The sequence below is a fragment of the Acrocarpospora corrugata genome (assembly GCF_009687845.1).
Lineage (GTDB): Bacteria > Actinomycetota > Actinomycetes > Streptosporangiales > Streptosporangiaceae > Acrocarpospora > Acrocarpospora corrugata.
In genome coordinates, this window is record NZ_BLAD01000114.1 from 1600 (window position 1) to 26530 (window position 24931).

At 67.4% G+C, this 24931-nt stretch carries 25 protein-coding genes and 1 pseudogene; 20 read left to right on the forward strand and 6 right to left on the reverse strand.

The annotated features are described in order from the left end of the window. Positions 1 to 158: 158 nt before the first annotated feature. The 3 genes and pseudogenes from Acor_RS43775 to Acor_RS45800 all read left to right on the forward strand — a co-directional run bounded on the left by Acor_RS43775 (position 159) and on the right by Acor_RS45800 (position 2064). On the forward strand, positions 159 to 1481 hold the full coding sequence (locus Acor_RS43775; RefSeq protein WP_218034765.1) for a glycosyl hydrolase: 1323 nt from the start codon (positions 159 to 161) through the stop codon (positions 1479 to 1481). 50 nt (positions 1482 to 1531) lie between these two features. Then, positions 1532 to 1723, forward strand: a pseudogene (locus tag Acor_RS45795) (cadmium resistance transporter); the annotation flags it as partial. A 152-nt stretch (positions 1724 to 1875) separates the two neighbouring features. Continuing rightward, on the forward strand, positions 1876 to 2064 hold the full coding sequence (locus Acor_RS45800; RefSeq protein WP_281353303.1) for a cadmium resistance transporter: 189 nt from the start codon (positions 1876 to 1878) through the stop codon (positions 2062 to 2064). Here the strand turns inward: Acor_RS45800 and Acor_RS38925 are convergent. Beyond that, positions 2061 to 3221: a cytochrome P450 gene (locus Acor_RS38925; protein WP_155341789.1), complete on the reverse strand. Its 1161-nt coding sequence runs from the start codon at positions 3219 to 3221 to the stop codon at positions 2061 to 2063. The two genes, Acor_RS45800 and Acor_RS38925, sit on opposite strands and share 4 nt — an antisense overlap. A 29-nt stretch (positions 3222 to 3250) precedes the next feature. Beyond that, a complete protein-coding gene (locus Acor_RS38930; protein WP_246239736.1) occupies positions 3251 to 4069 on the reverse strand; it encodes an SAM-dependent methyltransferase in 819 nt (272 codons plus the stop codon). Positions 4070 to 4717: 648 nt separating this feature from the next. Between Acor_RS38930 and Acor_RS38935 the strand changes: the two genes are divergently transcribed. Both Acor_RS38935 and Acor_RS45805 read left to right on the forward strand, forming a co-directional pair. Beyond that, positions 4718 to 5131, forward strand: a complete 414-nt coding sequence (locus Acor_RS38935) for a glyoxalase superfamily protein (protein WP_218034766.1) — start codon at positions 4718 to 4720, stop codon at positions 5129 to 5131. 4 nt (positions 5132 to 5135) lie between these two features. Next, positions 5136 to 7676: a WD40 repeat domain-containing protein gene (locus Acor_RS45805; RefSeq protein WP_155341791.1), complete on the forward strand. Its 2541-nt coding sequence runs from the start codon at positions 5136 to 5138 to the stop codon at positions 7674 to 7676. On the opposite strand, the gene Acor_RS38945 is transcribed toward Acor_RS45805, so the two are convergent. After that, positions 7639 to 8226, reverse strand: coding sequence for a TIGR03086 family metal-binding protein (locus Acor_RS38945; RefSeq protein ID WP_155341792.1), 588 nt, complete (start codon positions 8224 to 8226; stop codon positions 7639 to 7641). The two genes, Acor_RS45805 and Acor_RS38945, sit on opposite strands and share 38 nt — an antisense overlap. A gap of 384 nt (positions 8227 to 8610) precedes the next feature. Between Acor_RS38945 and Acor_RS43780 the strand changes: the two genes are divergently transcribed. Then, positions 8611 to 9606: a hypothetical protein gene (locus tag Acor_RS43780; protein ID WP_218034767.1), complete on the forward strand. Its 996-nt coding sequence runs from the start codon at positions 8611 to 8613 to the stop codon at positions 9604 to 9606. Then, a complete protein-coding gene (locus Acor_RS43785; protein WP_218034768.1) occupies positions 9591 to 9872 on the forward strand; it encodes an immune inhibitor A in 282 nt (93 codons plus the stop codon). The genes Acor_RS43780 and Acor_RS43785 overlap by 16 nt, the downstream gene beginning before the upstream one ends. 21 nt (positions 9873 to 9893) lie before the next feature. Here the strand turns inward: Acor_RS43785 and araB are convergent, their stop codons facing one another. Beyond that, the gene (gene araB, locus Acor_RS38960) at positions 9894 to 11552 is read right to left on the reverse strand and encodes a ribulokinase (protein WP_155341793.1); all 1659 of its coding nucleotides are present in this window, start codon (positions 11550 to 11552) and stop codon (positions 9894 to 9896) included. 140 nt (positions 11553 to 11692) lie between these two features. Here araB and Acor_RS38965 point away from each other — a divergent pair, with 140 nt between their 5' ends. The 7 genes from Acor_RS38965 (at position 11693) to Acor_RS38995 (ending at position 16952) form a co-directional block, all read left to right on the forward strand. Beyond that, complete coding sequence (locus Acor_RS38965; protein ID WP_155341794.1) at positions 11693 to 12085, forward strand: MmcQ/YjbR family DNA-binding protein; 393 nt, start codon at positions 11693 to 11695, stop codon at positions 12083 to 12085. A 192-nt stretch (positions 12086 to 12277) separates the two neighbouring features. After that, entirely contained in the window at positions 12278 to 12991 is a 714-nt protein-coding gene (locus Acor_RS38970) for a copper resistance CopC family protein (RefSeq protein WP_170317319.1), read from the forward strand. A 20-nt stretch (positions 12992 to 13011) separates the two neighbouring features. Continuing rightward, complete coding sequence (locus Acor_RS38975; RefSeq protein WP_155341796.1) at positions 13012 to 13359, forward strand: cupredoxin domain-containing protein; 348 nt, start codon at positions 13012 to 13014, stop codon at positions 13357 to 13359. 2 nt (positions 13360 to 13361) lie between these two features. Then, the gene (locus Acor_RS38980) at positions 13362 to 15080 is read left to right on the forward strand and encodes a hypothetical protein (RefSeq protein WP_155341797.1); all 1719 of its coding nucleotides are present in this window, start codon (positions 13362 to 13364) and stop codon (positions 15078 to 15080) included. 94 nt (positions 15081 to 15174) lie between these two features. Then, positions 15175 to 15729: an ArsR/SmtB family transcription factor gene (locus tag Acor_RS45165; RefSeq protein WP_246239739.1), complete on the forward strand. Its 555-nt coding sequence runs from the start codon at positions 15175 to 15177 to the stop codon at positions 15727 to 15729. Further along, entirely contained in the window at positions 15729 to 16340 is a 612-nt protein-coding gene (locus Acor_RS38990) for an SRPBCC family protein (RefSeq protein ID WP_155341798.1), read from the forward strand. Before Acor_RS45165 ends, Acor_RS38990 begins: the two co-directional genes overlap by 1 nt. Before the next feature lie 213 nt (positions 16341 to 16553). After that, on the forward strand, positions 16554 to 16952 hold the full coding sequence (locus Acor_RS38995) for a VOC family protein (protein ID WP_155341799.1): 399 nt from the start codon (positions 16554 to 16556) through the stop codon (positions 16950 to 16952). Between the two features lie 261 nt (positions 16953 to 17213). Here the strand turns inward: Acor_RS38995 and Acor_RS39000 are convergent, their stop codons facing one another. Then, positions 17214 to 17507 (reverse strand): putative quinol monooxygenase, encoded by a 294-nt coding sequence (locus Acor_RS39000; protein ID WP_155341800.1) that lies wholly within the window; start codon positions 17505 to 17507, stop codon positions 17214 to 17216. 244 nt (positions 17508 to 17751) lie between these two features. Between Acor_RS39000 and Acor_RS39005 the strand changes: the two genes are divergently transcribed. The 5 genes from Acor_RS39005 (at position 17752) to Acor_RS43795 (ending at position 22881) form a co-directional block, all read left to right on the forward strand. Next, positions 17752 to 17967, forward strand: coding sequence for a tautomerase family protein (locus tag Acor_RS39005; protein WP_155341801.1), 216 nt, complete (start codon positions 17752 to 17754; stop codon positions 17965 to 17967). Positions 17968 to 18041: 74 nt separating this feature from the next. Beyond that, positions 18042 to 19856, forward strand: a complete 1815-nt coding sequence (locus tag Acor_RS39010; protein ID WP_170317320.1) for an AfsR/SARP family transcriptional regulator — start codon at positions 18042 to 18044, stop codon at positions 19854 to 19856. Next, on the forward strand, positions 19853 to 20653 hold the full coding sequence (locus Acor_RS43790; RefSeq protein ID WP_155341803.1) for a class I SAM-dependent methyltransferase: 801 nt from the start codon (positions 19853 to 19855) through the stop codon (positions 20651 to 20653). Before Acor_RS39010 ends, Acor_RS43790 begins: the two co-directional genes overlap by 4 nt. Before the next feature lies 1 nt (position 20654). Further along, positions 20655 to 21245, forward strand: coding sequence for a carboxymuconolactone decarboxylase family protein (locus Acor_RS39020; protein WP_155341804.1), 591 nt, complete (start codon positions 20655 to 20657; stop codon positions 21243 to 21245). A 136-nt stretch (positions 21246 to 21381) separates the two neighbouring features. Then, complete coding sequence (locus tag Acor_RS43795) at positions 21382 to 22881, forward strand: serine/threonine-protein kinase (RefSeq protein ID WP_155341805.1); 1500 nt, start codon at positions 21382 to 21384, stop codon at positions 22879 to 22881. Here Acor_RS43795 and Acor_RS39030 read toward each other — a convergent pair. Further along, positions 22871 to 23314 carry a protein-tyrosine phosphatase family protein gene (locus Acor_RS39030; RefSeq protein ID WP_155341806.1) on the reverse strand — a complete coding sequence of 148 codons (444 nt, stop codon included), beginning with the start codon at positions 23312 to 23314 and terminating at the stop codon, positions 22871 to 22873. The genes Acor_RS43795 and Acor_RS39030 overlap by 11 nt on opposite strands. Before the next feature lie 225 nt (positions 23315 to 23539). On the opposite strand from Acor_RS39030, the gene Acor_RS46565 reads away from it, so the two are divergent. Beyond that, positions 23540 to 24826: a Fic family protein gene (locus tag Acor_RS46565; RefSeq protein ID WP_155341807.1), complete on the forward strand. Its 1287-nt coding sequence runs from the start codon at positions 23540 to 23542 to the stop codon at positions 24824 to 24826. Positions 24827 to 24931 lie beyond the last annotated feature (105 nt).

Consider the following 24931-nt stretch of genomic DNA (forward strand, 5'->3'; position numbering starts at 1 on the left):
GTGGGAGAACCACGTCTCACCGATGGAGCAACGACGTGGAACCGGGTTTCGGGTTTCTGTGGGGAAAATCTGTTATCCCCCATCCGTACCCCCCGTCTCCTAACCGTGCGGGTTTGTGCCCGCCGCGTTCTTATCCCCTACGAAGGACCTCATCGACCATGAGTGAGACTGTTCCGCGGGTGCGTCGGGCTTTGCTGGGATCCATGCTGGCGGTGGTGCTGGGGGCCGGGCTGGCGGCTGTCGCGGTGCCGGCGGGGGCGGCAGAGGTGCCGTTGTCGCAGGGTAAGGCGGTTGCCGCGTCCTCGTCCGAGCGGGCGGATCTGTCCCCTGCGGCGGCGGTGGACGGGAAGCCGGGGACCCGCTGGTCCAGCAAGTTCAGCGATCCGCAGTGGTTGCAGGTGGACCTCGGGCGGGCGACGGCGATCAAGCGGATCGTGCTCAACTGGGAGCGCGCGTACGCCACGCAGTTCCAGCTGCAGGCTTCCAACGGGGGCGGCACCTGGACGACGCTGCACACCACGACGGCGGGCAAGGGCGGTGTGCAGACGGTCAACGTCTCCGCCACGGCCCGATATGTCCGGCTACACGCCACCAAGCGGTCGACCGTGTACGGCGTCTCGCTCTGGGAGTTCCAGGTCTTCGGGACGGCTGCGCAGGCCACGCCCACCACCAAGCCGACCCCCACGGCCACGGCGACGCCGTCCAGCACCCCGACTTCCAGCCCGTCGACCCCGCCGAGCACAGTGGGCAAGAAGGGCGTCGGCGTCTGGCAGATGGCGAACGTCAGCAGCGCCCTCGCCAGCTCCGGCGCGAGCTGGTACTACACCTGGGCGGTCAACCACAACGGCATCACGACCCCGGCGAACACCCAGTTCGTGCCCATGATCTGGGGCGCGGCCAGTGTCACCGACCAGAACCTCGCCCAGGCCAAGGCCGCCGGGCCGTACCTGCTCGGATTCAACGAACCGGACATGAAGGAGCAGTCCAACATGTCCGTGGACACGGCGCTCTCGCTCTGGCCGAAGCTGATGGCCACCGGCCAGAAGCTGGGCAGCCCGGCGGTGGCGTGGGGCGGCAGCACCCCCGGTGGGTGGCTTGACTGCTTCATGTCGGGGGCGGCTTCGCGCGGTTACCGGGTCGATTTCATCACGCTGCACTGGTACGGCGGCGACTTCCGCGCCGAAGCCGCGACCGGCCAGCTCAAGTCCTACATTCAGGCGGTTTACGACCGCTACAAGAAGCCGATCTGGCTGACCGAGTTCGCGCTGATCGACTTCTCCAACGGCGTGCGCTATCCGACCGAAGCGCAGCAGGGGGCGTTCCTCGCCTCCGCCACTCAGATGCTGGGCTCGCTGCCCTACGTCCAGCGTTACGCCTGGTTCGGCCTCCCGGCCTCGGACAACGGCGTCAGCACGGGACTCATCCACAGCAACGGCACGACGACTCCGGCTGGTCGCGCGTTCCAGGCGGCGCCCCGCTAGGTTGTGCTGACATGAGCGACATTCCGGCCGCGGCGGCCACTGCGGCCGGAATGTTCATCGGCACCAACGTGGACGATCTACTCGTCCTGACCGTCCTGTTCCTGTCCGCACGGGCCCAGGGCTCACCCAAGCCCTGGCAGATCTGGGCCGGACAGTACCTGGGCATCGCCGTCCTGCTGATCGTTTCCGGCCTGGCCGCGCTCGGCCTGTCGATCATCCCGGACGAGTGGATCCGCCTGCTCGGCCTGCTCCCCATCCTGCTCGGCGTCCGCGGCCTGATCATCGCCGTACGCGACCGGGACTCGCACGACCCACCCCCGGTCGCGACCGGCATGATCTCGGTAGCCGCGGTCACCATCGACAACGAGCCGACAACGTCTCGGTCTACACCCCGGTGTTCCGGACGATCGGCGCGGACGCCTTCGCGGTCACCGTCGCCGTGTTCGCCGCCGGAGTGGCGCTCTGGTGCCTGGCCGGATCATGGCTCGGCTCCCACCGGAAGATCATCGAATTCGTCGAACGTTACGGCCGCTGGCTCGTCCCAGCCGTGTTCATCCTGATCGGCCTGGCCATCCTGATCTAATCCCAGACGAGCGGAAGCGTGTCCAGCCCGAGCACCAGATCCGCGTGTTCGAGCGCCTGCGCCCCTTCCGGGATGCGATAACTGGGAATGCGCTTATGCCACTCCTCCAGCGCGATGCTCATCTCCGCCCGCGCCAGATGCGACCCGAGGCACCGATGCACCCCCACCCCGAACGCGATATGCCGGTTATGCGGCCGATCAAGATCGACCTGCGTCGGATCGGTGAACACGCCAGGATCCCGGTTCGCCTGATTGAGCGGCAGCAGCACCATCTCCCCGGCCTTCATCGGACAGCCATGGAACTCGGTGTCCCGGGTGAGCTTCCGGGCCGGCATCACGATCGAATACGCCCGCAGCAACTCCTCGATCGCGTCCGTGACGACCGCGGAATTCTCCACGATCCTGGCTCGATCCTTCTCCGCCCCCGCCAGATGCCAGAACGCATACGACAACTGCGCCGTGACCGTGTCCAACCCCGCCATGAACAGCAGCAGACACAGATCCAGCAGATCCCGATCCGGTACGGGTTCCCCGTCGATCTCCCACCCGAGCGCCGTACTGATCAGATCGTCCCGGGGCTCCACCCGGCGCTCCGCGATGACCCCACGGAAATACCCGATGACCTGCCCCATCGCCTCAATCCGCCCGGCCCGCTCGGTCGGCGGCGCGTGCAGGATCGCATCCTCCCAGGCCAGGAAGGTGGCCAGGTCCTCGACCGGCAGCCCCATCAGCTCCAGGAACACCGTCGTCGGATACACCCGGGCGAAATCGGTGACGAAGTCGCACGAACCACGCGCCGCCAGCGAGTCGACCAGCGCGGCGCACTGCCGCCGGATGGTCTCCGTCCGGGCCGCGACCGCCGCCGGGGAGAAGAGCGGCCCGAGCAGCCGCCGCCACACGGTGTGCTCCGGCGGGTCGAGCATCTCCGGAATCCAGCGATACGCCGGATCCGGATCCAGGACGGACACGGCGGAACTGGAGAACGTCCCCGGGTCCTGGCAGATCTCGACGATCCGGTCGTATCTGCTCACCACCCAGAACCCCCGCCCGAAGGTGCTCCGGAAGGCGGCGTGCTGGTCGCGCAGGGCGTCGAAGCGGGCGAAGACCGTGCCGGCCGGCTGCACGCCGCCGAGCGGGTTGAAGTCGATGTCGGGCATGACGGATGGGCTCCTCGATTGGAGGGTCTCTACCGGATGCGGCCGACGCCGCAGAAGAACCAGGTCGGCAACTCGCGGCCGCGGTACGTGGCGAACGCGGAGTCCTCGTCCGGTCGCCAGTCGTGCAGTTTCACCATGCCGGGCGGGATGAGCTCGAACCCTTCGAACAGGTCCATGATCTGCTGGCGGTTGCGGAGCGTGATGCTGGAACTCGCCTTGCGATATACGGCAGCGCCCTGTTGGGCGGCGTGCGCCCGTTCGTCGGCGGTCACGTGGGAGAGGATCAGGTGGCTGCCCGGCGCGAGCGAATCGCGCAGCCGGGCGATGACCTCGCCGGGTTTGTCGTCCTCGGTGAGGAAGTGCAGCACCGCGACCAGCAGGACCGCCACCGGCTTGGAGAAGTCGATCAGGTCGCGCAGCGCGGGGGTGCTGAGGATGTCGAGCGGCTGGCGCAGGTCACCGCGGAGCGTGGCGGTATGCGGGGTGCGGGAGAGGATCGCACGTGAATGGGCGAGGACGACCGGATCGTTGTCCACATACACGATCGTGGCGTCCGGGTCGTGGGCGTGGACGATCTCGTGCACGTTGCCCTCGGTGGGCAGACCGGTGCCGATGTCGATGAACTGGCGGATCCCCGCGTCGGCCATGACATGGCGGATCGCCCGCCGCATGAACGCGCGGTTCTGCCGGGCCAGTTCGCGCGCCTCAGGGGCGACCTTGAGCACCTGCTCGGCCGCCGCCCGGTCGGCGGCGAAATTGTCCTTGCCGCCGAGGTAGTAGTTGTACATGCGCGCGGCATTGGGCGTGGTCGCGTCGATACCAAGTGGCGCTGGCGCTTCCTCAGGCACGCCCGTCTCCTTCATCTGCTGCCGAAGCTAACGCGAGCCTATTTGGTATCCGCGCAGATATGAATAAAACATCCCCGATGCACAACGGTGAATTCTCCCTTGTTGTGATCTACGCCGTAAGGCGGCACCGCTGGCGACATCTTGTCAGATCCTGGCCGATGTTGAGCTCAGATGCGAGACCTTGTCATGGTTCGTGTCGTCGCAAAGGTCGGAGGGGTGGCGATTGCCCAGCGTGATGGCCCTTTCCGGCGCGCGGCACCCCCGATCCGGTGAACGCCGGTCCGCCGGAGGGTGAGGGATCCGTGCCGAGTTTCTGGTGGTTTTGTGGTCCGCCCGTAGTGATCTCCGGGTGTTTCGGGTTGGTTTGTGGTGGTATGGGCATGGTGCGAAGTCCTTTCGTCTGCTCCGCAGGTTAGCTCGGGGGTCCGACAGAAAATCGTGCCCCGGCGGTTCGGCCGGGATCGACGATGTCCCCTGGTCGGACGGGGTACGAGAGGGCAGGATGTGGCAGGGTTAGTGAGTAGACGTCGGATCTGCGTGAGGTGCCCGGATGAACTCTTGGTGATCACACGGATTCGTGAGGTTGAGTCAGGATGAATAGAACATTCGCGTCTGTTACACGAATCGATCAGGACGATCATCATGGAAATGAAACTGGAACTTGTGCCGATTCCGGTTCTCGATGTGGACCGGGCCAAGGAGTTCTATTCGGAGAAGCTCGGGTTCACGGTTGACCTCGACCAACGCTTCGGCGAAAGTTTTCGGGTCGTGCAGTTGACCCCGCCGGGGTCGGCCTGCTCGATCTGCATCGGCGTCGGGGTCGTGGACACCAAGCCCGGGTCGGTTCAAGGGCTGCATCTGGTGGTATCCGATATTCACGCGGCGCGGGCGGAACTGCTCGGGCGCGGAGTGGACATCGCGGAGGTCGAGGATATGGGCGCGCCGGGGAAACCCACCGTTCCTACGCGCACTCCAAGGATCCCGACGGCAACGGGTGGACACTGCAGAAACTGCCGTACTGACGACGGGGGTCGGGGGACCCTGAGGTCGGGAAAGTCGTGAGGTTGTGGATCCTTCTGGGGGTTTTGCACAGTTTGTACGGGGGCTCGGGGGCGAGGATCGGGTCCTGCTCGAAGCGCTCGGTCTGGCGCGGGGACGGGGACTGCCGAAGGGCGACGGCGTCTGGACGGCGATCGCCGAGGCGCTCGATCCATCGGGGTCGAGTTTCACTGAGCGTGATATCGACGCACTGCTCGAACGCGCGACGGAGTACGTCGCCGAAGATTTCGAACACCACCAGACTGTTTACCGACTGGCCCTGCCCGAGTTCGTCCGATCTTTCGACGCCAGCTTCGATGACAGCCTAAATGACGGCTTCGATGACGGCGGAATCGACGAGCGGCACACGCCTATCACCGAGCGGTTGATCGGTTTCGACGGCGAGTTGCCGCCCTATTCGGTGTTCAATCTCGCGGGTCACGCGGCGCGTGGGGGAGCGGCGGCGTGGCAACTCCTCGCCGACCACCCACAGATACTCGATCGCCTCGATCCGGGTTCGGTGGCCTCCCAGGCGATGGCGAGCGCATTCGGCGTCTTCCCGCTCCCCGCGGAGATCGTCGGCGTGATCGGCGCAGCGGAGCCCCTCCACGATCTTCCACCCCACGACAGAATCGGCCTCAGGCAACTCAGCGCGGCCCGCCACGCGAACACCCCCATCCCCCGGGAACTCGACCAGCCGAGCGACCACGCGACCTGGACACTCCGCTGGGCCCTGCTCTACCAACGGCAACCGCACCTGCTGCTCGCCGGCCACACCGGCGGGGTAACCGCCCTCACGACCTTCCCGGCCCCCGACGGCCGAACCTCACTGGCCAGCGGCGACGGCTCCGGCACGGTACGCCTCTGGACCCCGCCCGCGACCACCCCCCACGCCGAACTGACCGGCCACCAGGGCGCGATCCACGCGATCACCCCCTGCGAAGGCGACGAAACCCAGACCCTCCTGGCCACCGCCGCCAGGGACGGCACCGTCCGCATCTGGGACCCCACCACCGCCACCGAAGTCGCCAACTTCCCCGGCCACGGCGGCTACGGCGCCTTCACCCTGACCTCCATCCCCGAAATCGGCCTAGTAGCAGGCAGCAAAGACGGAAAAATCCGCATCTGGAACCCCACCACCTCACCCGTTGACCACTCCACCACCGATCACCAAGATTCCGTTCAGGAAGCAGCCAGCCCAGCCTCCATTCCGGACATATCCAACCCAGCCGCCGTCCCTATCGCGGACCGTGGGATCCCAGCTCAGCACCGGGACGGTCGGAGGCATCCCGACCGCGGAGCCTCCGCTCAGGGTGCCGAACGAGAGTCCCCCGTGCCGGACGGTGAGCATGCGCCGGACGGCGTCCCCGTGTCGGACGGCGTCCCCGTGTCGGACGGCGTCCCCGTGTCGGACGGCGACCGCGTGTCGGACGGCGACCGTGGGACCTCAGTTCCGGGTGCGGATCGGCGAGTCCGCGTTCGGGATATTGCCCGCCGCGCGTCTGCCGCGTATCTGGAACTGACCGGTCACACCAACTTCGTTTCGGCGGTGACCGCGTTCCAGGACTCGCGCGGAGCCACGCTGATCGCCTCAGGCAGTTATGACGGTTCCATCCGCATCTGGGATCCTGCGACGGCGACGCCGCCGAGTGCGCTCGGCGTGGTTTCCACCGCGTCGACCTATCAGGACGCGGACGGGCGTGAACTCCTGGCGACCGGGGATTCCTATGGCGGAATCCGGATCTGGGATCCCATCGATGGAACCCTGCTGATCGAATCCACCGATGTGAATCGGCACATCACCGCGATGGACGAGTTCTCCACATCGGACGGCAGGAGATGGCTCGCCACGGGCGACAAACAGGGCGGAGTCCTGATTTGGGACGCGGACGGGAACTATGTGCAGTCCGTCCTCGACCCTCAAGTCGGCGGCGTCACCGCGATGACGGTCTTCCAGTGCCCTGATGGGACTCCCCGCCTGGCCATCGCCGGCCGAGACGAAACGGTCCGCGTCTGGGACCCGATCGCCGCCACCTTGCAGGCCGAACTCCCCGGCCACTCGGACGGCGTATCCGCTCTGGCCGTCCTCCCGGACCCCGACGGCCAACCCCTCCTCGCCGTCGCCGCCACCGCCGGAAATATCAGGATCTGGGACCCGGCCACGAGCACAGTCCGAACCACCTTCCCCCTCGAAGGCGTCCTCGCTCTGTGCACCTTCCCCGAGCCCGACGGCACCCCCTTCCTGGCCGCCGCGAGCACCGACGGAACCCTCCGAACCCTGACCCTCTCCGGCGAACAACAACTCCTCACCCACCCAGGGACAATCTTCGCCCTGACCAGCTTCTCCACCCCCGACGGCCACCTCCTCGCCACCGCCACCGGCGACGGCACCCTGCAAATCTGGAACCCGGCGACCTCCACCCCCATCGCCGAACTCCCGCTCGGCCTCTTCATCGCCAGCATCACCCCCATAGGCAACGCCCTAGCCCTGACCAGCCCGGACGGCATCCTCGTGATCCACCCACGAATCCCTACCTGGGCGGTGTCCAGTTGGGGTCGCGGCCGATGAGGCCGAGGATGCGGTCCTGCAGGGAGGAGTCTTCGGGGACCTTCACTTCGGGGCCGTAGACGACGATGCCGGGGCCGAAAGCTTCGGGAACGCGGAATTCGTCGGGGACGTGCTGGACGGTGGGCCACATGGACTGGACTTCGTGGTGGTCCAGGGTCGGGTCCTGGTCGGTGGCTTTGGCGAGGTCCCAGCCGTGCAGGACCAGGTCGGCGCTGACGACCTGGTCGATGTGCTGTTCGACGGACATCGGGCCGGCGGGGGTTTCCGCGGTGGTCGTGGCGAGTTCGGGGGTGTGCAGGAGGGTTTCCACGTCGGCGCGGGCGGCCAGGAAGGCGGCGAGCGGGTCCTCGTGCACGGTCGGCGCGGGGCTGAGCGCGCGGTCGAGGGGGCGGAGCATCGCGGCGTGCATGTCGATGATGTGCTGGACGACGTCTCTGGCGTTCCAGTCCGCGCAGGGGGATTGGTTCGACCACTGCTCGGGCCGTACCGCCGTGATTTTGGCTTGGAAAGCGTCCGCGCGGGATCGGTAGCGGGCGGCGAAATCACTCATGATGGGCACCTCATTCATAACCATATCTTTCAATAACCAATCGGTAATGTATGAGATGTCGATCGAGAGAGTCAACCCACGCGTCGCCACGTTTGGGCCCTGACAAGTGATCCTGTTATCGCAAACACTCAGGAAACCTCGGCGAAACCTTCTGGGCGGAATGCCGAGCCGTCAGTGTTAGCGCAAACAGTGCACTGACCTCAATGGTCCTCGCGATGGGCGCGCGAGGGCGTCGTCGGCCGACACCGGAGTGACGTATGCGAATTCGCGCCCTATTCACCACGCCGCGCTGACCAGGCGCATTCGGAGGCGGGCCCAAGGGCCCGGTGATACCCGCGCCATGCGCGCGGTCATGCACATACACCGACATGCTCGGAGGTTCCGATGAAACGATGGTGGATCGCCATCCTGCCCACGCTGGTGTTCGGCCTGCTCTGCTCAACCGGCGAGCTGGCCGTCGCCGCGGCGGCGCCCGGGGACGGGAACGTGGCCGGCTCGGCCACCGCGTCCGCGTCCTACACCTCACCCTGGGAGCGGGTGACCGCGATCAACGACGGGGTCGACCCGCCGAACTCCAACGGCACCGTCAATCCGCGCTGGGGCACCTGGCCCAACACCGGCCAGCAGTGGGCCCTGCTCACCTGGCCCTCGGCCCAGACCCTCAACTCCGCCGACGTCTACTTCTTCGACGACAACGGCGGCGTACGGCTACCCGCGTCCTGGAAATTACAGACCTGGAACGGCTCGGCGTACGTGGACATCCCGGGCACCTATCCCCGCGCGCTCAACCAGTACAACCGGGTCTCTTTCCCTGCGATCAGCACGACTCGGCTGCGGGTGCTCCTGCAGAGCGGGACGAACTCGGTCGGGCTGCTGGAGGTCAAGGCGTACGCGCCGACGTCCGGGGGGACCGGGTGGAGTCCGCCCGCGAACCTGGTGACGCCGCTCAATCAGGTCTGGCAGCACTATGAGAGCACATATCCGCAGCTCAACACCTTCCGCAACTATGGCTGGGACCAGGTCATGGCGAACGGGGGCTCGATCAACTACTGCGTGCGCTGGGAGTCGACCCGCCGGTCTCCGCCGCGCTGCGGGATCAGATCCACGCTTCGCTGGCCCGGCAGTTCAAGAAGTGGATGGACGTCATGGCTGGGCACAACGGCTGGCCGTACGCGAATGTGCCGTTGGAGGTGGTCGGCTGGGCGGTCCGGGACAGAGCGACGTTGCAGTGGACGGACAATTTCGTCGATGTCTACGTCAACATCCGGGAGGGCGCGCCGCAGTGTGCGGAGCCGTGCGGCCGGTTCTTTAATCAGAACGGCCAGTATCCGAATTGTCCGGGCGGGGTGGCGCGGCACTATGACATGTCGCTCTGGCTGACCGCCGGGATGGGCGGCGGCGCGGGCGGCGACTGGGGCCAGCGCATCGGCAGCGAGTACTACGTCGGGGCCCTGAACAGCGAGAATATCCATATATTGCTACACGAGATCGGGCATAGCTTCGGGCTGGATGATTTCTACGACTGGACTCCTACCGGGGTCGGCGGATTCATCATGAAGGCGGGTAGCGCCACGCAGATCACCGAATTCGACGCGTGGATGTTGCGTGACTGGTGGCGCCACCTCAAGGCCAGGTACGGCTACTGATTCCGGCTGCCGGGGATGTTTCTACGCATCCCCGGCAGCTCGCAGCGCGTGCAGCCGGTGCAGGGCGTCCGTGCCGCCGCGGCCGAAATGGTCGTGGAGTTCGGTGTAGATCGCGTACAGCTGGTCGTAGGCGGGGGCGTTGTTCGGGTCGGGCTGGTAGACATTCCGGTGCACTCGGCCCATTACCGCGGAAGCCGCATGCAGGTCGGGGTACACCCCCGCGGCCACGGCCGCGTGAATCGCGGATCCGAGAGCCGGTCCCTGCGCCGACCCGATGAGGCTGAGCGGCCGCTGAATGATGTCGGCATATATCTGCATCAGGAAGGAACTACGCAGCAGGCCGCCCGCGACGATCAGCTCGTCCACGCGGACCCCGCTGCCCTCGAACGCGTCGATGATCGTACGCGTTCCGAACGCGGTGGCCTCCAGGAGAGCCCGGTAGATCTCCTCCGGCCGGGTGGCCAGCGTGGCCCCGATCAGAACGCCGGACAGATCGTGATCTACCAGCACGGATCTATTGCCGCCATGCCAGTCGAGGGCGACCAGTCCATGCTGCCCGACCTGCTGCTTGGCGGCCTTCTCGCTGAGGAGCTCGTGCCCGGACAGCCCGCGCTCGCGCGCCTCGGTCTGGTAGTCCTCGGGTAACCCCGACTCGATGAACCACGCGAAGATATCCCCAACCCCGCTCTGCCCGGCTTCGAACCCCCAAAGCCCGGGAATCACCCCGCCCTGGACGGCGCCGCACATTCCGGGGACCTCAGCCAGCGTCGGGCCGTTGAGGATGTGGCAGGTGCTGGTGCCCATCACGGCGAGCATCTGGCCGGGCTCGATGGCGCCGGCGGCCACGCTGGTGACATGCGCGTCCACGTTGCCGATCGCGACCGCGATGCCCTCGGGCAGGCCGGTCAGCGCGGCCGCCGAGGCGCTGAGCCCGCCGGCGCGCTCACCCATGGCCGAGAGGGGGTGATCGAGCTTGGCGACGAAGTCCCCGAAATCGGGATTCAGGGCTTCGAGGAACTCCCGGGTGGGGTAGCTGCCATCTTGCAATATGCCTTTATAACCGGCTGTGCAGAGGTTGCGGGTTTCCGCTCCGCAGAGTTCCCAGATGATCCAGTCTGCGGCTTCGATCCAGCGTTCCGCGAGTCCGTACACCTCGGGGTCCTCCTCCAGGACCTGGAGGCCCTTGGCGAACTGCCACTCGCTGGAGATCTTCCCGCCGTAACGGGCGAGCCAGCCCTCGCCGCGTTCGGCCGCGAGCGCGTTGATCCGGTCGGCGTGCGGCTGGGCGGCATGGTGTTTCCACAGCTTGGGGTACGCATGGGGGCGATCGCGCAGTTCCGCCAGCTCGCAGAGCGGCACACCCGACGCGGTCGTCGGGAGCACCGTGCACGCGGTGAAGTCGGTGCCGATGCCGACGACCTGCTCCGGCGTGACTCCGGCGGCGGCCAGGGCGGCGGGAATGGCGTTCGCGAGCACATCGCGCCAGTCCTGCGGAATCTGGAGCGCCCACTGGGGCTTCAGGGCGGCTCCGCCGTCGGGCAGTCGCCGGTCGACCACGCCGTGCCGGTACTCGTGCACGGCCGTGCCTAGCTCTGTGCCGTCTTCGGTCGAGACCACCAGGGCCCGGCCGGACAGCGTGCCGAAGTCGACGCCGATGACGACGGTCGGAGGTCTGCTCACTTCATGCTCCCCACGTATTCGAGTTCTGATTGTTAGCGCTATCAGAGTGTGTGGTCAAGAGGTCCTGGAGACAGACAATGTTAGCGCTAGCATGAATTGGCGGAGCCGGTTCTGTCGGTGGTGGTGTCTAGGGTGACGGTATGGCTACCTGGGAGGATGTGCGGCGGCTCGCGCTGGGCATGCCGGAGGCGGTGGAGGTGACGTCCCGGGGGGATCTCTCGTGGACGGTGCGCAAGAAAGGGTTCGTCTGGGAGCGACCGCTGCGGCGGTCGGATCTGGAAGCGCTCGGCGAGTCGGCCCCTGACGGGCCGATTCTGGGGGCGCGGGTCGCGGATCTCGCCGTCAAGGAGGCGTTTCTCGCCGATGATCCGGAGGTGTACTTTACGACGCCTCATTTTGAGGGGTATCCGGCGGTTCTAATTCGGCTGGAGCGCATCGCGGTGGAGGAGCTCGCGGAGGTCGTGGCCGATGCGTGGCTGTGCCGGGCGCCGAAGCGGGTCGCCAAGGCCTACCTGGAGGCGCAGGGGTTATAGGCGCAGGGGTAACAATCGTCGGGTGTCTGATCTGGTCGGGTTCGTCCCCGGATTGATAGGGTGAGGGCTCTCCGGGGCCGTGGCACGCTGCGGAGAGAGTGACGTTATCCGTTGGGTGGCGTGGTCGGCGCACGCGTTGTTAGTCGGAGGGGTCGACTTCCCGTGCGCTTGTCGTGGCGTGTCATATGGGTCGTGTTCGGGTTGGTGGCGACGATCGGCGTGGTCGCTCAGCCTGCCGCGGCTCATGGTCAGCTGGCTGTGTCCGTACCGGCCAAGGACAGTACTGTCGGTGCGCCGATGGAGAAGCTGGAGCTGTACTTCACCGAGAAGCCTGCGTATAACGCGTACTTCGCGGTGGTCAGTCCCAGTGGGCGGCGGCTGGATGGGCAGTGGTCCCATGGGGAACCCAAGCGGCTGGATGAGCCGGTTCGGGAGCTCTTTCTGATCAACGGGACCTGGGAACCCAAGCTGTTCGAGACGGGGTTTCCGGCGATGGTTCCGGTGGGGTACTGGCCTGAGCAGGGCGTTTATACCGTGAAGTATGTGTCGCGGGCCTCGGATGGGGAGCTCGTCAAGGGCGAGGTGCGGTTCAGTTACGACGGGAAGATCGGGAAGGCGCCGGCTGGGTGGAAGGCGCCGGACAGTGAGCCTGATCCCGCGTTGCTGGTGGAGCCGAGTGCGGTGCCGTCGCCGGGGGTTCAGCCTGGTGCGGAGACGCAGGCCAGCCAGGGGCCGCAGCTGGTTCAGCCGACCAGCCTGTTCAGCCAGCCGGCGCCGGTGGCGGCCGAAGAGTCCTCCGGTAGTGACGGGGGCTTCGTGGTGTGGCTGATTCCCGCCGTGCTCGTCGGCGGGGTTTTGATCCTTTTGGTGAGTACTGCTCGCCGACCTGCAAACAAGATCCGATAACCCGTGGTTTGGAGTTACTAATGAAGTCTCTGATTGCTCTTCTCGTTGGTGTGGTTCTGTCGGTTACGGCGTGTGGGGCCAGTGATGCGGCCACCTTCTCCGGACCCGCGAAGGAGATCGCGGTGACCATCGCCGGTGGTGCGGTGACGCCGCCGCCCGGGCGGATCGAGGTCGCGAAGGGGCAGCAGGTGAAGATCTCTGTAACCAGTGACGTGGCTGATGAAGCCCATGTGCACGGGTACGACAAGTCTGCCGCTCTGCAGCCGGGGGCGGCGGCGAGTATCGAGTTCGTCGCCGATCAGGATGGTTTGTTCGAGGTTGAGACGCATGAGTCCGGGCTGCAACTGTTCCAGCTCGTGGTTCAGTAGCGATGTTTCTCGCCCACGGGGTCGGCGGGCGCCAGGACCTGCCGATCCCGTTCGCCGGCGCCGTCGCGGGTGCGGTCATCGCTCTGCTGGTGTCCTTCGCCGCGCTCGGCTTCCTGTGGCGCGAACCCAGGCTCGCGGGCATCCCGTCGTACGTCATCCGAAGTTCGGCGCGGATCCCGCAAATCATCGGACTGGTGGTCGCCGCTTATTTCAGCATCGGCCTCCTCTTCGGCCCCGACACCCCCGAGAACCCCACCGCGGGCGTCTTCTACGTCCTCTTCTGGGTCGGCCTGGTCCCGTTATCCCTGGTCTTCGGCCCTGTATGGCGAAATTTCAACCCATTGCGGACGCTGCATCGAGTGGCCTGCGCCCTCCTTCGCCGCGACCCCAACCAGGGCTGGAAACAACTCTCCCCCCGCGTCGGCTACTGGCCCGCCACCATCGGCCTCCTCGCCTTCGTCTGGCTGGAACTCGTCGCCCCCGCCCGCGCAACTCTCCCCGTCATCTCCATCTGGCTATCCCTTTACGCCCTGACCACCCTCACCGGCGCAGCCATCTACGGCGCCTCCTGGTTCGACAAAGGCGACGCCTTCGAGGCCTACAGCACCCTCATCGGCAGCCTCTCAGTGGCGGGTTTTCTCCCACCCACCCACCCTTTGGGACGCTCGCGCTCGGCCACCCCCACCAACACCCGCTCCACCCAAAAGCGCAACAACCGCACAACGACCCCCAACGACTCGCCTACCGCTATTCCGGCCACCTCGGGCAAGAAGGATAGGCCCCGCAGGTCCATTCCCAACGGCACGCCTTCGGCTATTTCCGCTGCTTCGGGCAAGAAGGATGGATCTCGCGCATCCGCTCCCAGCGGCTCGTCTCCGGCTGTTCCCGCTGCTTCGGGCAAGAAGGATGGATCTCGCGCATCCGCTCCCAGCGGCTCGTCTCCGGCTGTTTCGGCTGCCTCGGGCAAGAGAGGGGGAACCCGCGCGACCGTCCCCGTCGGTTCGCGCCCCGACAAGCAGCGTGTCTCTCACGACGACGCGCGCGAAGCTCGGAAGCAATCATCCGACCAGAGCTCTGCCGCAACCGGCAAGCTGATCTGGCGTAACCCCCTGGACGGCATGGCCGGACTCGCGCACGCCCCCGGCCTGCCCGCGCTGGTGATCGTCCTGCTCGGTTCGACCATGTACGACAGCCTCTCCAACGCCCCCATCTGGGTCCGTTTCGTCCAAGACAGCAGTCTCCCCGCTCCCGTCATGGGCACCTTCGGCCTGCTCGTCGTCATCGGTCTGGTCCTGGCTCTGTTCCTCGCCGCGACCACCTGGGCCGGGCGCCTGGGAGGCTCGTCACCCGCCACCACGGCCGGAGAACTGGCCCACTCCCTCGTCCCCATCGCGGTCGGCTATCTGATCGCCCACTACTTCTCGCTGTTCCTCTTCGAGGGCCAGCACACCCTGGCCCTCCTCTCCGACCCTCTCGACACCGGCGCGAACTGGCTGGGCACAGCGAACTGGACCCTGCAGAGCCTGGGCGCGACCCCCGCCTCCATCGCCATGCTCCAGGTCACAGTCATCGTGATCGGCCACGTCCTCGGCACCGTCCTGGCCCACGACCGCGCCCTGACCCTGTTCCCCCGCCGCACCGCCGTCCTCGGCCAGATCCCCCTGATGACCCTCATGGTGATCTACACAGTCGCCGGCCTGCTGCTGCTGTTCGCGGGCTAGGAGCGCCTGACGCGGCACACCGGCCGCCCTCCGAAGAGCGTCCGCGTGTTCCAAGGGCTTGACTTATATAAGCAATGCCTAATAGTTTTCAGTCGTGCATGCGTTCGATGTCCTAGGTGACCCGGTCCGGCGGAGGATTCTGGAACTGCTGGCCGGGGGCGAGCAGAGTTCGGGTGAGGTCACCGCCGTCATTCAGCGCGAGTTCGGGATTTCGCAGCCGGCCGTTTCCCAGCATCTGCGGGTTTTGCGTGACAACGGGTTCGCCCAGGTACGAGCCGAGGGCACCCGGCGGCTGTACGCCGTTGACGCGGCTCCGCTGCGGGAGGTCGATCTCTGGCTTGAGCCTTTCCGGCGCTTCTGGGAGCAGCACTTGGACGCGCTTGCCACCGAGCTGGCCCGCGGCAAGCGCGAACGCCGACGTAGCGAGGCGCTGAACGGGCAGGCGGACGGGGCGACGAGCAGGGAGACCAACGAGGCCACGAGCAGGGGGACGAGCGAGGCTGCGAGCAGGGGGACGAGCGAGGCTGCGAGCAGGGGGACGAGCGAGGCTGCGAGCAGGGGGACGAGCGAGGCTGCGAGCAGAGGGGCGAACGAGGTGACGAAGAAGGAGATGGATGAGGAGATGGACGAGGAGACGAAGGGCACCTGATGGACATAGTCGATGAGATCGCGCGAGCTCAGCGTGAGGTGTCCGGTGGCACCCGCCAGACCGTGCTCGTGCGGCGCACCTACGATGCCGAGATCACGGACGTGTGGGCGGCCTGCACCGAGCCTGAGCGGCTCCGCCGCTGGTTCCTGCCGGTCAGCGGTGACCTGCGGGTCGGTGGGACGTACCAGATCGAAGGCAACGCGGGTGGTGAGATTCTGCGCTGCGAGCCGCCGGAGCTGTTCACGGTCACCTGGCTGTTCGGCGAGAACCCCGGCTTCTCCGAGGTCGAGGTGCGCCTGTCCGCCGACGGCGACGGCACGCTGTTCGAGCTGCGTCACACCGCCGAGATGCCGACGGACATGTGGTCGAAGTACGGCCCCGGGGCTACCGGCGTGGGCTGGGACCTCACCCTGCTCGGTCTGAGCCTGCACCTGCTGGACGGTGACAGCGCGATGCCCGACGAGGCCACCTTCCACCAGACCGACGAGGGCAGGAGATTCATCACGGCGAGCAGCCACGCCTGGGGCGCCGCACACCTGGCCGCGGGCACCCCGCCGGACCAGGTCGCCGCCGCCGTCGCCAACACCACCGCCTTCTACGCCCCCGAATAGAACCCCCGATGGGTCAGAAGACCGCCGCGATCTTCTACATCCCGGAGTAGGAACTCCCGATGGGTCAGAAGACCGCCACGTTTTTCTACGTCCCGGAGTAGGAACTCCCCGATGAGCCAGAAGATCACCGCGTTCTTCTACGCCTCGGAGTAGGAACTCCCGATGAGCCAGAAGACCGCAAACGTTCTTCTACGTACCGGATAGGAATCCCTGATGAGCCAGAAGATCACCACATTTCTCATGTTCCAGAACGGCGACGCCGAGGAGGCGATGACCTTCTACGTGTCGCTGTTCGACGACGCCAAAGTGGTCTCCGTCACCCACATCGGCCCGGATGAGGACGGGACGGAGGGCAAGGTCAGACACGCCACGTTCACGCTGGCGGGCCAGGAGTACATGTGCATCGACAGCGTTCCCGTGCACGCCTTCACGTTCACGCCGTCGATGTCGCTCTATGTCACCTGCGCGACCGAGGAGGAGCTCGACCGCCTGTACGCCGCCCTGTCCGAGGGCGGCCAGGAACTGATGCCGCTGAGCTCCTACGGTTTCAGCACGAAGTTCGGCTGGGTCAACGACCGATTCGGCGTGTCCTGGCAGCTCAACCTGCCCTAGGAAACTGATCTACGCCGAGCGTGGACGATTCCCAGCCGGAGATGGCCCCTCATGGCGGACGCCTGAGGGCAAGGCGGGACCTGGCCGAGTTCTTCGGCATCGGCCCCGGTTGCGTCCTCTCGGCGGACGCCTGAGGGGCGAGGCGGGATTTGCCGGCCGGGTCCTGCGGCCCCAGCCCCGGTCCTCACGGCGGACGCCTGAGGTGCCGAGCATCCTCGCAGCTCATGACCCTGATCGCCGCTGGAGCCAGCGGTGGTGCCGCTATTTGGTGCCGAGGAGGTCTACCGGTCTGATGTCGGGGGGTTCGGCGAGCATGGTGTCGGCTGCGCCGAGGAGGGCGCGGGCGATTTTGCCTTCCATGTGGCTGGTTCGGCCGTCTTCGTTGTTGAAGGTGTCGAACAGGCCGAAGGTGGTCTCGCTCTCGCGGAAGGCGTACCAGTGGACGGTGAAGTCTTCTTCGTGGGCGAGGGCCACCGCGTCCCGGAGTAGCTTGGCGACCTGCTCGGCGTACTCCGGTTTGGCCTCGATTCGCGCGATGAGCCCGATGTTCGGCATTCCGTCCTCCTCCGGCTGAAGTCCGACCTCCGCCTACGAATGCGGATAAACTAGAAGGGACCAACATAGTGGTCCCGGCGAATCGATAGGACTGCCGGATGATGATTTTTCGTTCTTAATGTGGCGCGCGGGAATCCGTACAATCCGGTATCCCCGCACACGCTCACTCACACGAGCCCACGCCAGAGTTCACTGTGTCGGCACCCGCATGGGCCGGCGGAACACACCATCTGGAGGGGAAACCATGCCGCTCATCAACGTGAAGGTCATCGAGGGTGTTTTCGATGACGCGCAGAAGGCCGAGATCGTCAAGTCGCTGACCGAGGCGATGGTCACCATCGAGGGCGAGAACATGCGCTCGGTGACCTGGGTCGTCATCGAGGACGTCAAGAGTGGCGACTGGGGGATCGGCGGGCAGCCGCTGACCACGGCCGACGTCAAGGCGCTTGCCGCAGGTTGATCGTCAGAGCGCGGAGCCGTACCAGCCGGGCGACTTCGCGCTACCGGGCCTTCGCCTAAGGGGTGAGTCCATTGTTGACGATCCGGTTGCTCGGGCCGCCGGCCATCGAGCGGGACGGTCTGCCGGTCCGGTCGCCGCGTGGTCGTAAAGTATGGGCTCTTCTCAGCTATCTGCTGCTGGCGGAGCGTCCGCCGAGCCGGCGGCAGCTGGCTGAGCTGCTCTTCGGCGACGCCGACGATCCGCTGGGCGCGTTGCGATGGACGCTCGCCGAACTCCGGCGGGCGCTGGGGAAACGCGACGTGCTCAGCGGGGATCCGATCTCTCCGGTGCTGGGGGACGACGTGGTCGTCGACCTGGAGCAGATCACGCGGGAGCAGGACGATCCGTCGCCGCTGCTGGACGTCCGCGGCGAATTACTCGAAGGCGTGCACCTGACCTCCAGCCTCGAGTTCGAGTCGTGGCTGCTGGTGGAGCGGCACCGCGTCTCGGCCCGGGTCGAGGCGCGGCTGCGGCAGGCGGCGGTGGCGATGCTGGCGGGGGGCCGCGCGGGGGACGCGGTGGCGTACGCGTCGCGGGCCGTGGCCAGGAATCCGCTGGAGGAGGGCAATCACGAGCTGCTGGTACGGAGCCTGGCGGCTACCGGGGACCGGACGGCGGCGCTGCGGCAGATCGCGGTATGTGAGGACATTCTGCGGCGGGAGCTGGGCGTGGAGGCGTCCGCGGCGCTTCGCGAGGCGGCGACGGTCGGGCCGGACAGCCCGATGGCGCCGCCGCTGAGCGGGCGGGCCGCCGCCGCGAGCCAGCTGGACGCGGGCCGGGCCGCCATCGTGGCGGGGGCGGTGGACGCGGGGTTGCAGTGCCTGCGGCGGGCCGCGGCCGAGGCGGCGCGCTGCGGGGACGCGGCGTTGCAAGGCCGGGCGCTGGTGGCGCTCGGGGGAGCGCTGATCCACGCGGCGCGGGGGCGGGACGAGGAGGGCATCGTCGCGATCCACGAGGCGATCCAGCTGGCGGCCAGGACGGGGGACCGGGTCACCGCGGTGACCGCGCATCGGGAGCTCGGGTTCGTCGAAGTCCAGGCCGGTCGCCGGAAGACGGCCGATGTGTGGCTGGCCAAGGCGCAGGCCATGGCTGAGACGGATGAGGAGCTGGCGCCGCTGTTGGCGGTGCGCGGGAAGAACGCGTCCGACCTGGGTGACTATCCGGCCGCTTTCGACTATCTCAACGAGTCGGTGGAGCGGTCGGGGCGTTGCGCCGATCATCGGCAGCAGGCGTGGTCGTTGTCCATGGTGGCGCGGGCGCATCTGCTCCGGGCCGAACGCAGTCAGGCCGCCGCCGCGCTGGCTCGCTCGCTGGAGCGGGTGCACGAGCAGCGGTGGATGGCGTTCCTGCCGTGGCCGCAGGCTCTGCGGGCCGAGCTCGATCTGCACGGTGGCGACGTGGAAGCCGCGACCGACGGCTTCGAGCAGGCCTGGGAGCTGGCCTGCCAGCTCAACGACTCCTGCTGGGAGGGCATGGCGGCGCGGGGGCTCGGCCTGCTCAGCGCCGCCAAGGGCGACTACGTGGCGGCGACCAAATGGCAGGACGAGTCGTCGTTCCGGTGCATCCGGGTGCCCGACCGCTACCAGTGGGTCTACGCGTACGCGATGGACGCCGCCATCACCACCGCATTGGAACACGACGACCACGACCGGGCCCGGCCGCTGACCGAGAGCCTGGCGGCGCTGGCCGCGCGCTGTGACATGCGGGAGTTCGTGGTCCGGGCGCACCTGCACCGGTTCCGGCTGGGCGATCAGACGGCGCTGGCGGCGGCCCGGATGCTCAGCGCGGACATCGACAATCCCGCGCTCGCTCCACTGTTCCAGGAAATATCGACAAGGCAGAAGCGATGACTACACCGTTAAGACAGACGGACTGGACGGTCGTCGACGAAGGGTGGGGCCGCAAGGCGGCTGATTTCGCCACCCTGAGTGAACCGGCCAATTGCCGTGAATACGTAACAATTCACCATGCCCTCGCCGTCGGCGTGGGTGACCATCTTCTCGACATCGCTTGCGGCTCGGGGCTTGCCCTCGAACTGGCGGCGGCGCGAGGGGCCGAATGCGCCGGAATCGACGCGTCGCCCAGGCTGATCGCGGTCGCGAAGGATCGCAATCCGGGCGCGGATGTCCGGGTCGGGGATATGCACGCGCTGCCGTGGGCGGACGCGAGTTTCGACGTCGTGACCAGTTTCCGCGGGGTGTGGGGGACGACCCCGGCCGCGCTGGGCGAGATCCACCGGGTGCTCAAGCCTGGCGGGCGGGTGGGACTCACGGTGTGGGGGCATATCAAGAAATCGCCGGGCGCGTGGGCGTTGATGCCGTTCCGGCTGGCGACCACGGCGAAGCTGGAGAACCAGGCGGCGATGGTGTCGCTCGGGCGGCCGGGCGTGGGGGAGGCCCTGCTGGCGGAGGCCGGATTCGTAGACGTTGAGCGGATCGTGGTGCCCTTCGTGTGGGAGTACGCCGACCCCGAGACGTACGCGCGGACGCTGGCGTCGACCGGTCCCGCGTACGAGGCGATCCAGAACGTCGGCGAAGACGCCTTCCTCGCGGGGGCGGCCGAGGAGGCGCGGGCACACGTCCGGGCCGGGCTGCCCCTGCGCGCCGCCATCGACGTGGTCGGATACCTCGCGCGTAGGGAGTATTGAGATGGGTGCCATCGGTTTCCTCAGCATGCCCGAACTGGACGACCACGCGAAGCGCATCTTCGACGAGGACGTCGAGGACGGGGGCTACGTGATGAACGTGTCCAAACTCTGGGCGTACCAGCCGACCACCATGATCGCCCTGTTCGACCTGCTCCGGCAGGCCAGCTCGCCGCACGGCCTGGACGCCCGCCAGCGGACGATCCTGGTCGCGGCCTGCGCGTCCGCGTTCGGCGACTCCTACTGCTCACTCTCCTGGGGGGTACGGCTCGCCGCAGCCACCGACGAGGCGACCGCCGCCGGCGTGCTGCTCGGCGACGATTCCGGGCTGAACACGGAGGAACGGGCGATGGCCGGGTGGGCGCGCAAGCTGGCCCGCGCCCCCAACCAGACCACCGAGGCCGACGTCCAGCGACTCAGGGACGCCGGCATCAGCGACAGCCGGATCTTCGCGATCACCGCGTTCGTCGCGCTGCGCCTCGCCTTCGCCATCGTCAACGACGCTCTCGGAGTCCCCCCGGACGCCGAGTACCGGTCCAACGCTCCGACGGCCGTCCTCAACGCCGTAACGTTTGGCCGCCCGTTTCAGGACTGACGAGTTCATATGCGCCTCCTCGCGCTGGGTACGGAACCCAGCGCGAGGAGGCGTTTCCCGATGACCGGGAAACCCATCCCCGATAGAAGCGCAGGGGTGTAATAAAAGGGGAGGTCACGTGAGAGGTCGCCCCTAAATGCAGCCAACCGGCACCGAGCCCCTTCTTCCGGACGATCCCCGTGAGATCGGCCCCTACCGGCTGCTCGGCCGGTTGGGCGAGGGCGGCATGGGAACGGTCTACCTCGCCAGCGGCGACACGGGACGCCTCGTCGCGATCAAGGTCATCAGAGCGGGGTACGCGTCGGACAGTTTCGCCGCGCGTTTCCATGCGGAGGTGACCCACGCTCGCCGGGTCGCGTCCTTCTGCACCGCCCAGGTCCTGGAAGACGGGATGACCGGGGACGGACGTCCGTACATGGTGACGGAGTACATTCCCGGCACGCCGCTCTCCCAGCAGATCAACCGCAACGGCGCCCTCGACCCGGGCCAGCTCCACGGCGTCGCGATCGGCGTGGCCACGGCCCTGGCCGCCATCCACGTCGCCGGCCTGGTGCACCGCGACCTGAAACCGGCCAACGTGATCCTCTCCATGTCCGGCCCCCGGGTGATCGACTTCGGCATCGCCCGCGCCCTGGACGCGACCAGCGGCCCCACCCAGGCCGGCGAGGTCGTCGGCAGCCCCGGCTGGTGGGCCCCCGAACAGATCACCGGCGCCGAAATCGGCCCCTGGACCGACATCTTCGCCTGGGGCTGCCTGATCTCCTACGCCAGCACCGGCCGCCACCCCTACGGCCACGGCGACGCACCCCTCCTGGCCGCCCGCGTCCTCAACACCACCCCCGACCTGGGCGACCTCCCATCCCCCCTGCACGACCTGGTCCGCCGCGCCACCACCCACGACCCCACCACCCGCCCCACCGCCCAAGACCTCATGCTCACCCTCATCGGCAGCACCCTCCCGACCCGGGCCCCGACCCCGACCCCTGCCCCGACCCCGAGCCCGGCCCAGGAACCCCCGACTCAGGAACCCCCGACCCAGGTCCAGGCCCCCACGCCGACGGCGGTACTGCCGCCGACCCTCGAAGCGTCGCCGAGCCACGGAACACCGACCTTCGAAGCGCGGCCGAGCTCCGGGCCGCCAACCCCCGAACCCCCAGCCTCCCGACGCCGCCCGATCGCCATCGCGGCCGTCGTTGCAGCCCTCATCGTGACCGCGATCATCGTCATCACCGTCCTGAACCGCCCCAACGGCGAGCCCCCAGCCGCCGACGGCGTCACCACCGCCGCAGTCGGCGAGTGGGCGATCATCGGCACCACCGGATTCCGCATCAAGATCACGGAACCTCCCGCCTGCGGCAGCACCTCCTACAACGACACCGAATCCACCATCGGCCACTTCTGCCTGATCAAGTGGACCCTCCAGAACGACGGCCCCGACTCCCCCGTCGAAAGCAACCCCGTCACCCTCACCGACGACGACGGCCTGGAACACGCCGCCACCGACCTCTCCGACCCCGCCCCCGAATCCCTCTCCTCCGGCGACTCGGTAGAAGGCACCCTCGTCTTCGACATCCCCACCAACCGCACCCCCACCGCCGTCCTCTTCGAAAACGACACCGTGAAGATCACCCTCTAGGAAACCGCTCCACCCACCACCGCTGCCACGGCATCTCCACCGCCTTCGGGTGATAGTTCCCCCTGGCCCACGCCACCGCCTCCCCAGCCGGCACCCCCGCCAGCACCGCCAAACACGCGATCACCGTCCCCGTCCGCCCAACACCCCCCGCACAGGCGACCTCGACCCTCTGCCCCGCACCCGCCATCTCGTACAAAGCACGAATGCTACGAACAGCCCCCTCACCATCCTTGGGCACCCAGAAGTCCGGCCACTCAACCCACTCCCGCGCCCACCAAAGCCCCCCGTCATACCGCCCCCGCAACCGCGCCGACCCCAGATAAAGCCCATAATCCGGCGCAACCCCCACAGGCGCACCCCGCCTGAGCCCACGCCCACGAATCCATACCTGCCCAGGAAGAGCGATAGCGCCGGAGAGCCGTACATCGGTCATCCGCCCATATTGGCGCACAAGCTCCAACCCCAGCAGCACCTCACAAGCGGACCTGCCCGCCGTCGTAGCTCGGCAACGCCAGACGCCCAGCACCGGCAACGCCGCTGAATGACACCCAACCGACCCGGGTTCGTCGGCGCCTGCTTAGCCTTTCAGCGTCGTGACCGCGATGAAAGTTTAGGAATTATCCTTTCATCGAGGCAGGTCCGCTGAAAGGATAATCGGGTGGCTGGCTATCAAGAGGCCTCATGGCCCGCGGTTTGGGACGCGCCCAGCAAGAAGGATCGGCGAAGCGGGATCTATCGGCCGTACCTTCCTGATCCGCTGGTCGGACGCGCGTTTGTGCTCCCGTCTCATCTGGCACAGGAGGCGGCCAAAATCGAAGGCAAGGTGCGGAGGCTCGTCGCGCATCCGGCGATCGACGGGCTCGAAGGTCTCGCCAGGTTCCTGCTGCGTTCTGAGGCGCTCGCCTCGTCCGGGATCGAGGGCCTGCAGACCTCGCCGCAGCAGGTCGCGCTCGCCGAACTCGCCGGTCAGGACGACGGCGTGTCGAAGGGGTTCACTACGACGGCGCGGTTGGTCGCCAACAACGTGACGACGATCCGGCAGGCGGTCACCGAGCTGGTGGCGGTGGAAACCGTGTCCGTCGCGGACATCGTGTCCCTCCATCAGGCGCTGCTTCCTGACGACAAGCATCACGGGCTGCGCCGCATCCAGAACTGGGTCGGCGGCGGTGTCTGGAATCCACTGGACGCGGAGTTCGTGCCGCCGCCGCCGGAGCACGTCCAGCCGCTGATGGATGACCTTGTCACGTATGTCAACGGTGCTCAGCACGCGCCGCTGGTCCAGGCCGCGATGGCGCACGCGCAGTTCGAGACCATCCATCCGTTCACCGATGGCAACGGCCGCGTCGGTCGGGCGCTCATCCATACGGTGCTGGCCCGCCGTGGGCTGACGCGCCAGGCGATCCTGCCGATCAGTCTGGTGTTGCTGACCCAGTCTGACGCCTATGTGGCCGGGCTCACCGCGTACCGGTATGGCGAGGAAGCGGCGGCGGACGGTGCTGTCGCCGACTGGCTGGAGATCTTCCTCGCGGCGGCGTCGACGGCGGCGGACCAGGCCGACATGTTCGCGGACGCGCTGGTCGAACTGCATGAGGAGTGGGTTGAGCGGCATCAGCGGTTCCGGATCTCGCGGAACCTGCGGCCGGTGCCGCGCGCGGATTCGGCGGTGGCCCGGCTGGTCGGGCTGCTGCCTGCGGTGCCGGTGGTGACGGCGCGGACTGTTCAGCGGCTGCTCTCCGTCACCCATCCCGCCGCCAGGCAGGCGTTGGAGGAGCTCGCGGGGGCGGGGATCCTGTCCCCGAAACAGGTTGAGCGGAATGCCACCGGATATCTGGCTTGGGAGGTCTTCGACCTGTTGACGTCGACCGAGCGGCGGTTGGCGAGCACGCGATGGGATACCCGGCAGTCGGCTCCGCGGCGGGTGGTGCCGGCTCGGCCGCAGGAGTGATCGCGCGGCTTCAGGCGACGTTGCCGCCGGGGAGGCGGTAGATGGGGGATTCGAGTTGGCGGTCTGGGGTGCGGCGGTAGAGGGGGGTTTCGGGTTGGCGGCGGG